This window comes from Burkholderia sp. EMB26 (assembly GCF_024730645.1).
GTDB lineage: Bacteria > Pseudomonadota > Gammaproteobacteria > Burkholderiales > Burkholderiaceae > Burkholderia > Burkholderia cenocepacia.
Genome location: NZ_CP078071.1, coordinates 2,080,802 through 2,094,732 on the forward strand (window position 1 = coordinate 2,080,802; position 13,931 = coordinate 2,094,732).

General features: G+C 69.1%; 11 protein-coding genes. 2 read left to right on the forward strand and 9 right to left on the reverse strand.

Annotation, left to right across the window (positions count from 1 at the left end):
- Window positions 1-56: 56 nt before the first annotated feature.
- The 5 genes from KU887_RS26130 to KU887_RS26150 all read right to left on the reverse strand — a co-directional run bounded on the left by KU887_RS26130 (window position 57) and on the right by KU887_RS26150 (window position 5,005).
- Window positions 57-1,148 (reverse strand): porin, encoded by a 1,092-nt coding sequence (locus tag KU887_RS26130; protein ID WP_258255961.1) that lies wholly within the window; start codon window positions 1,146-1,148, stop codon window positions 57-59.
- A 177-nt stretch (window positions 1,149-1,325) separates the two neighbouring features.
- Window positions 1,326-2,048, reverse strand: coding sequence for an SDR family NAD(P)-dependent oxidoreductase (locus KU887_RS26135; RefSeq protein WP_058902470.1), 723 nt, complete (start codon window positions 2,046-2,048; stop codon window positions 1,326-1,328).
- Window positions 2,026-3,147, reverse strand: a complete 1,122-nt coding sequence (locus KU887_RS26140; RefSeq protein WP_006494597.1) for a 2,3-butanediol dehydrogenase — start codon at window positions 3,145-3,147, stop codon at window positions 2,026-2,028. The genes KU887_RS26135 and KU887_RS26140 overlap by 23 nt, the downstream gene beginning before the upstream one ends.
- A 1-nt stretch (window position 3,148) precedes the next feature.
- Window positions 3,149-4,453 (reverse strand): MFS transporter, encoded by a 1,305-nt coding sequence (locus KU887_RS26145; RefSeq protein ID WP_205670820.1) that lies wholly within the window; start codon window positions 4,451-4,453, stop codon window positions 3,149-3,151.
- 18 nt (window positions 4,454-4,471) lie between these two features.
- Window positions 4,472-5,005, reverse strand: coding sequence for a 2,4'-dihydroxyacetophenone dioxygenase family protein (locus KU887_RS26150; RefSeq protein ID WP_006488523.1), 534 nt, complete (start codon window positions 5,003-5,005; stop codon window positions 4,472-4,474).
- A gap of 179 nt (window positions 5,006-5,184) precedes the next feature.
- On the opposite strand from KU887_RS26150, the gene KU887_RS26155 reads away from it, so the two are divergent.
- A complete protein-coding gene (locus tag KU887_RS26155; protein WP_034203091.1) occupies window positions 5,185-6,165 on the forward strand; it encodes a helix-turn-helix domain-containing protein in 981 nt (326 codons plus the stop codon).
- Window positions 6,166-6,260: 95 nt separating this feature from the next.
- On the opposite strand, the gene KU887_RS26160 is transcribed toward KU887_RS26155, so the two are convergent.
- The 4 genes from KU887_RS26160 to KU887_RS26175 form a co-directional block, all read right to left on the reverse strand.
- On the reverse strand, window positions 6,261-7,826 hold the full coding sequence (locus tag KU887_RS26160) for a GMC family oxidoreductase (RefSeq protein ID WP_258255965.1): 1,566 nt from the start codon (window positions 7,824-7,826) through the stop codon (window positions 6,261-6,263).
- 158 nt (window positions 7,827-7,984) lie between these two features.
- Window positions 7,985-8,953, reverse strand: coding sequence for a helix-turn-helix domain-containing protein (locus tag KU887_RS26165; protein WP_006494595.1), 969 nt, complete (start codon window positions 8,951-8,953; stop codon window positions 7,985-7,987).
- A gap of 203 nt (window positions 8,954-9,156) precedes the next feature.
- The gene (locus KU887_RS26170; RefSeq protein WP_077175677.1) at window positions 9,157-10,023 is read right to left on the reverse strand and encodes a hypothetical protein; all 867 of its coding nucleotides are present in this window, start codon (window positions 10,021-10,023) and stop codon (window positions 9,157-9,159) included.
- 100 nt (window positions 10,024-10,123) lie between these two features.
- Complete coding sequence (locus KU887_RS26175; protein WP_048986186.1) at window positions 10,124-11,071, reverse strand: aldo/keto reductase; 948 nt, start codon at window positions 11,069-11,071, stop codon at window positions 10,124-10,126.
- Window positions 11,072-11,426: 355 nt separating this feature from the next.
- Between KU887_RS26175 and KU887_RS26180 the strand changes: the two genes are divergently transcribed.
- Complete coding sequence (locus KU887_RS26180) at window positions 11,427-13,931, forward strand: type VI secretion system Vgr family protein (RefSeq protein ID WP_258255973.1); 2,505 nt, start codon at window positions 11,427-11,429, stop codon at window positions 13,929-13,931.

A 13,931-nucleotide genomic window follows, 5' to 3' on the forward strand; every position in this document is an offset into this window, starting at 1 on the left:
AATCGTGTTGTCGGCGAACCGCGCGGGCTGCCGGAGCGTCGACAGCCCGCGCCGGATCAGAACCGCGTACTGAACCCCACCCGCGCGATCGACTGCACCGCGCCGCTCGATGCGCCGTTCGCATCCATCACGCCGTTGATCTGCGCATTGCTGCCGTGGCTCGCGCGTTGATGCACGCCGGCCACGTACACCATCGTGCGCTTCGACAGCCAGTACTGGACGGCGGCGAGCAACTGGTGCGCGTGCGCGTTGTCGAGCGTGTCGTTGCCTTTCATGTACGTGTAGCTCGCGCCGATCACCCATACCGGCGACGGCCGCCACGCGGCGCCGGCTTCCGCCGACCACGCCCCCGCGCCGTTCCGCGCGTTGTGCACGGTCGTGACGAGCGCCTTGCCCGTGACCGAGCCGACCGTGTAGTGCACGCCCGCGCCCCAGTTGCGCACGCTGGTGGGCGGCAGCCCGCCGGCCGCGCCGTATTTCTGGTTCGTATAGGCGGCGCCCGCGCCGAACGGGCCGCGATCGTAGCTTGCGCCGATGCTGACCGTGTTGTTCGCACCGATCGAGCCCGCGACGTTGCCGAAGCCGTACAGCGCGCCGACAGTCAGGCCCGACAGCGACGGGCTCGTGTACTTGACCGAATTCGCGACGCGATTGCTGCCCGCGACGCGGTCCCAGTCGAATGCGCCGGTCGGGTTGTTCGGCAGCGCGAGCCGGTCGAACGGCCCGTTGCGAAAGCCGTACAGGCCGACGAGATCCTGCGCGATCTCGTTGCCGCTGGCGGCCAGCGCATCGACCATGAATTCGTACTGGTTGCCGAGCGTCAGCGTGCCGTACCGGTCGTTCTGCAACCCGACATAGGCCGTGCGCGCGAACAGCCCGCCGCCGATGATCGAGCCGTTGCCGAGCGAATACTGGTTGACGAGCCGGAAGATCGCGCGCGTGCCCGCGCCGAGATCCTCCTTGCCTTCGAAGCCGAGCAGGTTCGGAAAGAAGATGTTGTCGTCGAATTTCGCGGCGCCGTGGCCGCCCTGGTTGCTGACGTAGCTGATGCCGGCATCCATCAGCCCGAACATCGTCACGCTGCTCTGGGCGAATGCCGCAGCCGGAAGCGTGCAGGCCGCGAGGGCCAGAAAGGTCTTTTTCGTCATCTCCAAAGTGCTCCTCACATGATCCGGTCGAGCCGGATATTTTTTAATGGGACTACTGATTGATATGAAGAAACGGGAACCGGGCGAACCCGGTTCGGCGACGGTCACGGGAAGCCGTGACGTGCAACGCGCCTCGGCAGGTCCGCGTCGATCCGTCGATGCGCGACGTGTCGAGCGCTAGACCGTCGAATACCCGCCGTCCACCGGCACGACCGCGCCGGTGACGAACGACGCGCCGGGCGAGCACAGGAACAGGATCACTTCCGCGACTTCGTCGGTCGTGCCCCAGCGCCCGAGCGGCGTGCGCTCGACGATGCGGCGCGACGCCTGCGTGTCGGCCATCAGCGCGCTGCTGAGCGGCGTGTCGATCCAGCCCGGCGCGACCGCGTTCACACGGATGCCGTGATCGGCCCACGCCTGCGCGAGCGAACGCGTGAGCTGCGCGATGCCGCCCTTGCTCGCGCTGTACGCGGGCCGGTCCTTGCTGCCGAAGTACGTGTACATCGACGCGATATTGACGATGCTGCCGCCGGTGGCCGCCAGCGCGGGCAGCGCGGCGTCGGAGGCCCGCATCACCGACGTCAGGTTCACGTTCAGCACGTGCTCGAACTGGTCCATCCGGTATTCGTCCGCGTGGCGGCTGATGCCGACGCCGTTGACGAGCGCGCCGAGCCGCGGCAGCCCGGCGATCGTGCGCGTCAGTGCCGCGCCGTCGGCCACGTCGAGTTCCACGCACCGGATGCGGTCATGCACCGGCGCGTGCGGACCGGCGGCGTCGAGCCCGAGCGCGACGACCGACGCGCCGGCCTGCGCGAACCGCAGCGCGGTGCGCGCGCCGATGCCCGACGTGCCGCCCGTCACCACGACGGTCTGCCCGTCAAACGCCCACTGACGATTCATGTTCGGCACTCCCGATGGTGGTGGCGCGACGGGCTGGCCGCTGCGCGGGTGAAACGAGGATCTTGATCTGCGTGCGATCGGCGAGCAGCGCGTCGAAGCCGTCAGCGACGGCGTCTTCGAGCGACACGGTGCGCGTGACGATCGACGTGAGGTCGAGCGCGCCCGACGCGACGATGCGCAGCAGGTCTTCGTACGCATGCCGATAGCCGACGCTCGCGGTGAAGGTCAGTTCGTCGTTGACCGCGCGGAACGCGTCGAAACCCGCGTGCGGCATCAGGCCCACCATCACGACGCGGCCGCCCTTGCGCAGTGCCCGCATCGCTGATTCGAACGTGGCCTGCAATCCGGCCGCCTCGAAGCTCGCATCGACGCCGAGCCCGCCCGTGGCCGCGCGAATCGCGTCCTGCAGCGCGGACGCATCGAGCCCGCGCGCATCGAACGCATGCGTCGCGCCGAAGCGCGTGGCGGCCGCGAGCCGTTCGGGCGACACGTCGACGGCGACGATCGTCGTCGCGCCCTGCCGCTTCGCGAGCATGATCAGCAGCAGGCCGATCGGGCCGAGCCCGAACACCGCGCAGGTCTCGCCGAGCCGCAGCTCGCTGCGTCGCAGCGCGTGCAGCGCAACGGCGGCCGGCTCCATCACCGCGGCCTGTTCGAGGCTCACGCCGTCGGGCAGGCGATGCAGCATGTAGGCGGGCACGACCGCGAAGTCGGCCATCCCGCCGTCGCCCATCAGCCCGGCGAAGCCCATCGACACGCACAGGTTGTACGACCCCGCGCGGCAGTACGCGCACTGGCTGCAGCGATACTCGGGCTCGACCGCGACGCGGTCGCCCGCGCGCAGCGTCGTCACGCCTGCGCCGACTTCGACGACGGTGCCGCAGAACTCGTGGCCGAGCGTCAGCGGCGCGGTGCGGCGCGACAGCGGATGCGGCGCGTCGACCGGAATCGCGTGCGGGCCGTCCGCATATTCGTGCAGGTCGCTGCCGCAGATGCCGCAATACGCGACCGCGATGCGCACGTCGCCGGGGCCGACGTGCGGCGTGTCGATTTCCACGAGACGGACGTCGCGCGGGCCATGCCATTGAAGTGCGCGCATGTCAGCGTCCTCCGAGGTTTTGCGTATCGAGGCGGCCGGCCGCGGCGCCGGCGAGCGCGCGCTTGCGCAGCACGGCCGGCGCGGTTTCGACGAGGCCGAACGACAGCACGCACGCGAGGATCGCGCCGGTGGTCGACGTCCACATCGCGAACTGCAGGCCGTACTTGTCCGCGGCGAAGCCGGCGACGGTCGGTGCGACGAAGCCGCCGATCAGCTCGCCGGCGCCCATGATCAGCCCGAGCGCGCTCGCGATCGCGCGCGGCGGCACCGTCTCGGCCGGGATCGTCGCCATGAACAGCGTGAAGCAGCCGAGGCCCGTGTACGTGACGAACACCAGCGCGCCGAGCGCCCAGACGGAACCGACGTGGATCAGCACGACCGGGCACACGGCCGCGATCAGCGCGAACGCGATCATCGTCGGCTTGCGGCCGATCCGGTCGGAGATCGCCGGCACCGCGAAGCCCCAGAACACCCACGCGGCGCCGAGGCAGGTCATCACGACGCCCATGTCGGCCGGCGACAGGTGGCGGCTTTCCACGAGGAATACCGGCGCGAACGAGATGATCACGACGAACCACGTGAGGAAGCAGCAGCTGATCAGCACGCAGAGCAGGATGTTGCGCTCCTTCAGCAGCGCCCAGCGGCTGACCGTCGCACCGCCGCCGGCCGGTGCCGCGGTGGTGTCGGCCTGCGCGTGGCGCACGCCGCCGGGCGGCGCTTCGCGCACCCAGCGCCAGATGCAGAACGCGATCAGGAAGCCCGGAATGCACGACACGTAGAACGCCTCGCGCCAGCCGTACGCGGTGGCGATGCCGATCACGACCGGCGGGCCGATCATCGCGCCGAGCAGGCCGGCGGCCGAGCCCTGCAGCAGGCCCATGTTCAGCCCGCGGCGGCTCGGCGTCGAACTTTCGACCATCAGCGATTGCGACAGCGGCAGCACCGGCCCTTCGGCGATGCCCATCAGCGCGCGAAACGCGATCAGGCTCGCGAAGCCGCCGACGAGGCCCGACAGCGCCGAGCACACGGAAAAGCCGAGCACGGCCGCGATCAGCAGCGGCTTGCGGGTGCCGCGCGCGTCGGACCATGCACCCGTGGCGGCGCCCGACAGCGCCCACGTGAGTGCGAGCGCGGACGACACCATGCCGAGCTGCGTGTTCGTCAGGTGCAGCTCGGCCGACATGAACGGAAACAGGAACGACAGCGCGAGGCGGTCGAAGAACACGAAGCCGAACGTCATGAACAGGATCAGCAGCAGCCTGTTCTCGTACGTCCAGGCGGGCCGGGAGGAGGACGGGGAAGTCATCGTGAGCCTCGCCGCGCGTCAGCGGAACAGCTTCTCGATCGCTTGCGCGCCGAGGCCGACCTTCTCGTAATGCGCCTTGCACATCGCGATGTACGAGTGCACGTCGAAGTAGCCGTCGGGATTGCCTTCGTCGTCGAGCCAGATCAGCGGGCCCTTGACGATGAAGAACGCGCGCATCGGCTCGGGGTGATCGAACGCGACGAGCGTGTGGCCTTCGCCCGGCGTCTCGTACACGAAATCGCCGCGCGTCGCGGTCCATTCGTGTTCCAGGTAGCCCCATTTCCCGGACAGCGTGTACGCGAACACCTCGTGCGGGTGATAGTGCCGGTTCACGAGCCCGGCTTCCTTCGCCATCAGGATGTCGCACCATTTGTTCTGCGACGGCGAGATCCACAGCGGCCGCGATGAAACCGTTTCGGTGAACGGAACGTAATAGCGCTCGTCGTCGGTGGCCGCGTTCGGGATGTAGGCTTCGGGCAGCGCATCGGGCTTGAACGGATTGGCAATCGCCGGGATGTTTTGCCAGAATTCGGATACGGCTTTGTCGACCACGGTGTGTCTCCTTGTATGTAGGGGTGTCGTGGGCTCGACTTTAGCCAGCCGGTGCGCGCCGCTCTTGACTGGGCTGGACGAATTGCTTGACCGCGCCGGACATTGCATCGCACCAGGATCCAGACGAACCATCCCCCAATCCGTGCCGCTCCGCACGACAGGCGCCAGCAGGAGGCGACGTGACGAATTCGACCGTTTTTTCACGCACGCGAGGTTCGACGGCCGACGTGCCGGCGCGCGACAGGATGGCGTACTGGGATGCGTTCAACGCGGCGACGCTGGTCGGCCTGCGCTGCTCGTCGCTGTCGCCGGCCGGGCTCGAAGTGGAGAAGACCGACATCGCGCTGCCGGGCCTCGGCATCGCCGACATCAGCGGGCAGGATCACGTGATCGAGCGCAGCCCAGCGCTGGTGCGCCAGTTGCCGAAGGAATCGCTGTTCGCGTGCCAGATCCTGAGCGGGCGCGCGTATTTCATCCAGCGCGACCGGTGCCTGCTCGCGGAAGCCGGCGATGTCGTCGTCTACGACACGCGCGTGCCGTATCTGTTCGGATTCCTGACGCCGATGCGGCAGTTGCTGATCGATATCCCGATCACGACGCTCGACGACCGCCTCGATGCGGAGCTGGCCGCGCTGCCGCTGCGGATCGCGCCGAAGCCGGGTGCGGGCGCGATGCTCGGCGCGACCTTGCGCGCGAGCGTCGAGCGGTTCATGAAGGCGCCGGTCGAGCGCGACGCCGCGCGGTTCGCCGAGCACACGCGCACGCTGATCGCGGCGCTCGTCGATGCGGAGGTGAACGGCGCGGGCGCATCGCGCGCGTCGCTGTCGTACCTGCTGACCGCGAAGCAATACATCGCGACGCATCTCGGCGAACCGGAACTCGGGCCGCAGGCCGTCGCCGATGCGGTCGGGCTGTCGCTGCGGCATCTGGGGCGCCTCTTCGCGGCCGAAGGCGAGTCGATCACGCAGCACATCTGGTCGGAGCGGTTGTCGCACGCGCATCGCGAACTGACCGACGCGCGGCTGCGCAAGACGAGCATCGGCGAGATCGCGTTTCGCTGGGGGTTTTCGAGCCAGGCGCACTTCAGCCGCGCGATCCGCGAGCGCTACGGCGCGTCGCCGATGGCGCTGCGCGACGCGGCGCGTGACGCCGCGGGCTGACGCCGGTTTTCCGACAGGTCGACGGCGGCGCGTGCATCACGCGCCGTCTGCGTTTTCGGCGCGGCGTGCTGCAGCGCACACGCACGTGCATTGCGTCACGCCGTCAACATGAACGCCGCGCAGCGCTCCGCGATCATGATCGTCGGCGCGTTCGTGTTGCCGGACACGATGCGCGGCATCACCGATGCATCGCAGATCCGCAACCCGTCGACGCCTTGCACGGCGAGACGCGGCGTGACGACCGCGTGCGCGTCGCTGCCCATGCGGCACGTACCGGCCGGGTGATAGACGGTTTTCGCGCGACGCCGCACGTAGTCGGCGAGCGCGGCGTCGGTCAGCGTCTCGGCTTCGCGCACGAGGCGGGCGAGCGACGGCGCGCGGAGAATCTGCCGCGCGAGCCTGACGCCGCGCACGAGGCCCTCGACGTCGGCCGGGTCCGACAGCGCGCCGCTGTCGAACAGGATCGGCGCGGCCGGATCGTTGCCGCGCAGTTGCACGGTGCCGCGCGAGCGCGGCCGGAGCAGGCACGGGTTGATCGACAGGCCGTGGCCGGGCAGCGGGGCGCGGTCGACGTCGCCGACGAGCGTCGGCAGCACGTGGAACTGGATGTCCGGGCGGCCGCCGCCGGTCGTATCGACGAACGCGCCCGATTCGACGACGTTCGACGTCAGCAGGCCGGAGCGGCACAGCATCCATTGCAGCCCGTGCCGCAACGCCCGCCACCCGCGATCCTCGCCGAGCAGGCTGACCGGTGCCTGGGTGCGGCCGTAGATCGATACCTCGAGGTGATCCTGGTAGTGCGCGCCGACGTCGCGGCTGTCGTGCAGCACGTCGATGCCGTGCGCGTGCAGGTGCGCGCCGGGGCCGATGCCCGACAGCATCAGCAGCTTCGGCGTGCTCAGCGCGCCGGCCGCGAGCACGACGTCGGCGCGCGCGACGGCCGCTCCCGTCGCGCCGCTCGCGGTGCGCCATTCGACGCCGCTCGCGCGGCGCCCGTCGAACCGGATGCGCGTCACGCGGCAGCCGGTCAGCACGCGCAGGTTCGGATCGGCGATCGCGTCGGCCAGATAGGTGGCCGCGGTGCTGCCGCGCTGGCCGTCGAAGATCGTCGTGTGATAGAAGCCGACGCCATGCTGCGCGGCGCCGTTGAAGTCGTCGTTGTACGCGATGCCGGCTTCCTGCGCGGCCTTCACGAACGCGAGGCTCAGCGGATGCCGGAAGCGCGTGTCGCCGACCTTCAACGGCCCGTCGGTGCCGTGGAACGGCTCGGACAGCCGCAGATGCGATTCGGCGCGCTTGAACACCGGCAGCACGTCGTCCCAGCCCCAGCCGGTGCAGCCGAGCGCGGCCCAGTCGTCGTAGTCGTCGCGCGTGCCGCGCACGTACAGCATCGCGTTGACCGAGCTGCCGCCGCCGAGCGTGCGGCCCTGCGGCACGTAGGTCTTGCGTCCCGCGGCGCCCGGCTGCGGCTCGCTCTCGAACGTCACCGTCCGTTGCGTGCCGAGCACGCGGATGAACGTCGCCGGAATCCGGATGAACAGGCTGTCGTCCTTCGGGCCGTCCTCGAGCAGCAACACGCGCCGGCCGGCCTTCACCAGCCGGTGCGCAACCGTGCAGCCGGCCGAACCGCCGCCGACGACGATGTGGTCGTACGTCTCCATCCCGCTTCTTCTCCTTGCTGTCGGGCGGCGGAACGAATGCCGCCGCGCAGGAAGCCAGCTTAGCGAGCGGGTTGCGGCCCGATTTGACCGACGCGGACGCCGTGCTTGCCTCGGCGGGACATGCGGCGAGCGGCGGTGCGAGGAGCGGGTGGCAGCGGTTAGCGCGTGTCGGCCGGCGCGCGCGTGTCGCTCGGCGTTTCGCCGAACCGCGCGCGATAGCTGCGGCTGAAGTGCGCGCTGTTGTTGAAGCCCCAGCGGAACGCAATTTCGCTGACCGTCAGGTGCTTCAGCGACCGGTCGCGCAGGTCGGCGCGGCAGCGTTCGAGCCGCCGCGCGAGGATGTAGCGCGTGAGCGGCGTGCCTTCGATCTCGAACACGCGGGCGAGCTGGCGCGGCGACAGGTTGATCGCGCGGCTGACCGACCGGCTGTCGAGATCGTCGTCGGCGAGATGGCTGTCGATGAACGCCTTCGCGCGCGACAGCGTGTGGACCGTCGACTTCGTCGGCGACGCGTCGCCGTCGCGCAGCCGCAGCATCGACTGCACGAGCTCGAGGATCGCGGCGGCGCGCCGTTCGCGCGCGTCGGGCGTCGGCTCCTGCGGCGCGGCGAGCAGCGCAACCACCTGCCGCACGGCCCACGACGCGACCCCGTCGTCGCGATCGATCTTGACGAGGCTGCGGTAGCGCCACGGGGCGACGCGGGCTTCGAACACGTCGCGCGGCACGTCGAGCACGGTCATCGCCATGTCGGCGGGAAAGCCGTGACCGTACGGCATCGACGTGTCGTACAGCACGAGGTCGCCGGGCCCGTGCTGCATGCAGTCGACGTCCTGGAACGTATAGCCGTGCCCTTCGTGCATCAGGCAGATGAACACGGCGTCGCGCTGGTCGGCGTGGATGTTGTGCGACGTGCGCACGACCGCGTGCCGGTTCGCGACGATGTCGCACGCGCGGAACAGCCCGAGATCGCGTTTGCGCAGCGACGCATCGATCCCTTCGGACGACTTTCCGCTGCATTCGATCCGCACGAGCGTGCGTGCGACGTGGTCGACCCAGAAGTCGACGCGCTCGGCGCCGCGTACGGCGCGCGTCGAGATCGTGGCGATCTCCGTGCTGGTGTCCGGCATGACGTTCTCCCGATGACGGCCCGAGCGGCGCAGTCTCGGGCACGCCGAACGTCGCGGTCAATCCGTGAAAGACCCGGGACATGCGCGTGACGCGCTTGCAGCGGGGCGCGGCGCGCGATTGCGCGATCGATGGCCGTCCGGGTCAACGAAAGCGGCCGTGCGAGTCAAGACACGTATGCGGCTTTGGGGTAGGCGTGGCCGGCTTACTTCGGCTTCGACGAGGACGATGGCAGCCCGAGCGACACGTCCTCCGCGTAGCCCATCTTGCCGTCGCGGAATTCGACGCTCACGTGGTCCGCCCGGTGCGCGCCGGTGACGTTCGCGTAGATCGACGTCATCACCATCCCCGCGTCGCAGTCGAGCGCGATGGTGCGATCGACGCGCCCCGTCGCGATGTTCACGGCCCGTAGCGACTGCATCGCCACGCCGCACTTGTCGGACCGCGCGTAGACGCCGACCAGCATGTGCGTCTTGGTGCGATACCACATCGGGATATCGACGCTGCCGTCGAGTTGCAGGTGCGGGTCGTCGGTGTCGTTCAGCCGCCCGACTTCGTTCAGCGTGATCGGCAGCGTCTTGCGGCCGTCGTCCCACGTGCCGGTCGCCGCTTTGCCGCTGACGGTCAGCGCGATCGGGCAAGGCTTCGGTCGTGACGGCGAGGCGGCCGGCACGACCGGCGCGTCGGCGTTCGATGCGGGCGACGACGCTTCGCACAGCGTCAGGCGGCCGTCGGGCTCGCGCTGGCCGCGCAACGGGATCGGCTTGCGATGCGCGTCGTAATAGTAGCTGCCGTCGACGCGCCAGCGGCCCGCGTCGTTGTGGTTGATCGCGTCGTAGGTCTGCAGCGACACGTGCACCGGCGCGTTGCCGATCGTGCCGGTGTAGTTCGCGATTTCGTACCAGCCCGCGAACGATACGGCCGGTGCGCAGGCGAGCAGCGCGGCGATCGTCGTGGCGAGCGGACGGACATGACGGGCAGCACGGGAGCGGCGGGCAAGGTGGATCATCGGCGGTTTCTTATGCGTGGTTTTGATTCGGCGCGAAGAAGCCCGGTCGAGCCCCGCGGCCATCGGATGCTCGCCATTGTATCCATCCGCCCTGCGTGAATCGCGGGCAAGCCGTGGAGCCGCCTGCCCGTGCGATTCCATCGGCCTGCCGCCGCCGCGGACTTCAGGGGGCGCTGGCTTCGTCGATCCGGCGGATGTCGTCCTGATCGAGCGTGACGCGGATCGCCTCGCCGAGCAGCGCGAGCTGCGCGAGCGACGTCGCGCTCGCGATCGGCGCGGTGATCGTCGGCCGCGCGATCTGCCACGCGAGCGCGATCGCGGCCGGCTGCGTATTGTGCTTCGCCGACACCGCGTCGAGCGCGGCGAGGATGCGCAGGCCGCGCGCGTTCAGATAGCCGGCGACGCGATCGCCGCGCACGCTCTTCTTCAGGTCGGCTTCGCTGCGGTACTTGCCCGACAGGAACCCGCTCGCGAGCGCGTAGTAGTTGACGACGCCGAGCTTCAGGTCACGCACGACCGGCTCGAGATCGCGTTCGTAGTCGGCGCGGTCGAGCAGGTTGTATTCGGGCTGGATGACCTGGTAGGCGGGCAGCCCGTCGCGCGCGCTGATCGCGGCGGCCTCGCGCAGGCGTGCGCCGCTGTAGTTCGACGCGCCGATGATGCGCACCTTGCCCGCGTCGATCAGCGTCTGATACGCGCCGAGCGTTTCTTCGAGCGGGGCCGTGTCGGCGAGATCGCGGTGGGAGAAATACAGGTCGATGTAGTCGGTCTGCAGGCGGCGCAGCGAATCGTCGACGGCCTTCAGGATGTTGTCTTTCGACAGCCCCGCGCGCGCGTCGAGCAGGCCGACCTTGGTCGCGATCACGACCTGCTCGCGCTTGCCGGAGCGCTTCAGCCACTTGCCGATGATCGTTTCCGATTCGCCGCCGTGATTGCCGGGAACCCAGGCCGAATAGACGTCGGCCGTGTCGATGAAGTTGATGCCGGTGTCGGCGAGCGCGTCGAGCAACGCGAACGATGCGTTTTCGTCGACGGTCCAGCCGAAGACGTTGCCGCCGAACGCGAGCGGCGAAACCTGGATGCCGGATGTACCGAGGGTGCGATGTGCCATGTTCTGCTCCGTAAGCTGCGGGTGACGGGAGGGACTGCGGGACGTGAAGCCGGTCGCGTTGAGACGGCGAAGCGCGTGGCGAGGTTCCGCCGCCGGCGCTGCAACCGGCGGGTTTCGCGCGCGTGCGTCGGGATGCCGGACGAGGCGACGTCATCATGGCGGCGACGTCCGTTCGAGCACCGGCTCCCACGCGCGCAACGTGCTGTATTTATTACCGATTTTCCGTGCCGGGACAGGGAAATGACGTAGGGCGTCAACGTTGTCGCGCTGCGTTGTCTACGATATCCTTTCATCCCAAAATTAGGGATGGCAGCGGGCCGTTTCCATACGAACGAAAAATCATTCTGAGGCGGTCATGGCTGACCTGGCGGCATTCATTCGAACCCCGTTTTTCCTGCAAGACAAACGCCTGCTCGCGCTGTCTTTTCCGCACGACGACGCACCGTCGGTGACCGACGCGTACGGGCGGCAACGTCCGGCGCGGCTGGTTGCCGAGCGTCTCGTCGCGCACGAAGGGCTGGGGATCGATTTCACGTTCGACGTGACGCTGCTGTCCAGCGAGGCGGGCATCACGCTGGCCGACATGCTGGGCAAGCTGCTCGCGGTGTCGATGGTGCGCCCCGACGGCGGCCTGCGTTATTTCACCGGCTATTGCACCGCGTTTTCGCTGGTCCGCAACGACGATTCGATTGCGGAATACCGCGCGGTGCTGCGCCCGTGGAGCCATTTCCTGCGGACTCGCGTGAACAACCGCCTGTTCCTCGGCCAATCGCTTCAGCAGCAGATCGGCACGCTGCTCGCCGATTACCAGGGGCTCGCGCCGTCGTGGGAGTGGCGCGTGCGCGGCGACGATCCGGCGCGCACGATGAACGTCCAGGGCGGCGGGCTCGGCGAAAGCGACTGGAACTACATCGTCCGCCATCTGGAAGCCGTCGGGTTCCTGTACTGGTGGGAGCACGACGAGAAAGGCCTGAAGCTGATCGTCGGCGACGACAGCACGGTGCAGTGCCCGGCCGTCGACGGCCGCTCGCCGGTGATCCGTTTCCAGACCCACGACGGCCCGATGGCCGCCGACGCCATTTCCCAATGGTCCGCGGTGCGGTCGTTGTCCGCCGGCAGCTACAGCGCGACCGCGTTCGATTTCAAGGCGCCGCATGCGGCCCATGCGCAGATTCCGACGCTGCATCCGCCGGGCGTCGCGCCGCAGGTCGAGCATCACGAGTACGTGGGGCACTACGGGTTCGCGAAGCAGACGCGCGCCGGCGATGCGCTCGCGCGCGTGCGGATGGAAGAGATCGAGGCGGCCGCGACGCGTTTCGACGCGGCCGGCAACCATCACGGCATCCTGCCCGGCCGCTGGTTCCAGCTGTCCGATCACTTCAGCGCGGCGTCGGGTAGCCCGCAGGATCAGGAGTACCTGATTCTCGAAGCCCGTCACGAAGCGGCGAACAATTACCTGCAGGCCGACGGGAAACCCGAGTATCGCAACCGCTTCGTCGCGGGCCATCGACGTACGCCGTGGCGCCCGGGCCGCGGGTTCAACAGCGAACCGGTGCGCGTGCTGGCGCCGCAAACCGCGACCGTCGCCGGCGCGAAAGGGGCCGGCAGCGTCGACGTCGACGAATATGGCCGCGTCTGCATCGTCTATCACTGGGATCGTGCGGCGCAGATCAGCGCGCGGATCCGCGTGGCCGCCGGCTGGGCGGGCGGCGAGAAGGGCATGATCGCGCATCCGCGCGTGGGCAGCGAGGTGCTCGTGATGTGCCTCGACGGCAATCCCGATCGCCCCGTCGTGTCGGGCACCACGTACAACGCGGAACGGATGCCGCCGTGGGCGCTGCCCGACCAGCACGTGCTGACGGGCCTGCGCAGCCGCGAGCTGTCGGGCGACAGCGGCAACGCGGCGGGCGGGCGTTCGAACCACGTGCTGCTCGACGATACGCCGCAGCAGCTCCAGCTGAAGCTGCGCAGCGATACCGACGCGAGCGAGCTGACGCTCGGGCACAACGTCCGCATCGATGCAACCCAGGGGCGCACCGATCAGCGCGCCCGCGGCTTCGAGTTGCGGACCGACGCGCATGGCGCGGTGCGGGCGGCCAAGGGCCTGCTCGTCACCAGCGAGGCGCGCTACGACGCGCGTGCCCACGCGACCGACATCGGCGAGACCGTCGCGCGTCTCGACAAGGCGCACGACCTGCACGAGTCGCTGTCGGGTTCCGCGCACGACGTGAAGGCGCAGGAGTCCGGCGACCAGGATGCCGTCCATCAGGCGCTTCGCACGCAGAACGACGGCCTGAGAGGCAGCGGCGGCAATCCGCAGCAAGGCGAGTTTCCGGAGTTCGCGCAGCCGTTTCTCGCGCTCGCCAGCCCGGCCGGGATCCTGGCCACGACGACGGGGTCGACCCATGTCGCGAGCGATCAGCACGTCGCGTTGACGAGCGGCGCCCATACGAGCATCGGTGCGGGCAAGAGCATGCTGGTCAGCGCGCAGCAGGCGGTGCGCGTCGCCGCGTTCGAGAAGGGCATCCGGCTCGTGGCCGCCGCCGCCGACATCGACATCCAGGCGCTGAAGGACAGCATCAACGTGCTGGCCAAGCTGGACGTGAAGGTCGATGCGAACCGCATCACCATCACCGCGAAGGAAGAAGTCCTGATCAACGGCGGCACCAGCTATACGCGCTGGAACGGCAGCGGCATCGTGCACGGGACCAAGGGCGAATTCACCGCGCATGCCGCGTCGCATACGTTCATCGGGCCGGACAGCCTGCCGGTGCCCGCGCGCGCGTTCCCGGGCACGGCGTGCGCGCCGTGCATGGTCAACGCGGCGTCGATGGCGTCACCGTTCGCGGCCAAGGCGTGA

Bases quoted from the DNA above. Each gene is read 5' to 3' on its own strand.
- KU887_RS26160 (WP_258255965.1), bottom strand. From the start codon at position 7,826: ATGGAGACGTACGACCACATCGTCGTCGGCGGCGGTTCGGCCGGCTGC.
- KU887_RS26170 (WP_077175677.1), bottom strand. From the start codon at position 10,023: ATGGCCGCGGGGCTCGACCGGGCTTCTTCGCGCCGAATCAAAACCACG.
- KU887_RS26145 (WP_205670820.1), bottom strand. From the start codon at position 4,453: ATGACTTCCCCGTCCTCCTCCCGGCCCGCCTGGACGTACGAGAACAGG.
- KU887_RS26130 (WP_258255961.1), bottom strand. From the start codon at position 1,148: ATGACGAAAAAGACCTTTCTGGCCCTCGCGGCCTGCACGCTTCCGGCT.
- KU887_RS26165 (WP_006494595.1), bottom strand. From the start codon at position 8,953: ATGCCGGACACCAGCACGGAGATCGCCACGATCTCGACGCGCGCCGTA.
- KU887_RS26175 (WP_048986186.1), bottom strand. From the start codon at position 11,071: ATGGCACATCGCACCCTCGGTACATCCGGCATCCAGGTTTCGCCGCTC.
- KU887_RS26135 (WP_058902470.1), bottom strand. From the start codon at position 2,048: ATGAATCGTCAGTGGGCGTTTGACGGGCAGACCGTCGTGGTGACGGGC.
- KU887_RS26180 (WP_258255973.1), top strand. From the start codon at position 11,427: ATGGCTGACCTGGCGGCATTCATTCGAACCCCGTTTTTCCTGCAAGAC.
- KU887_RS26140 (WP_006494597.1), bottom strand. From the start codon at position 3,147: ATGCGCGCACTTCAATGGCATGGCCCGCGCGACGTCCGTCTCGTGGAA.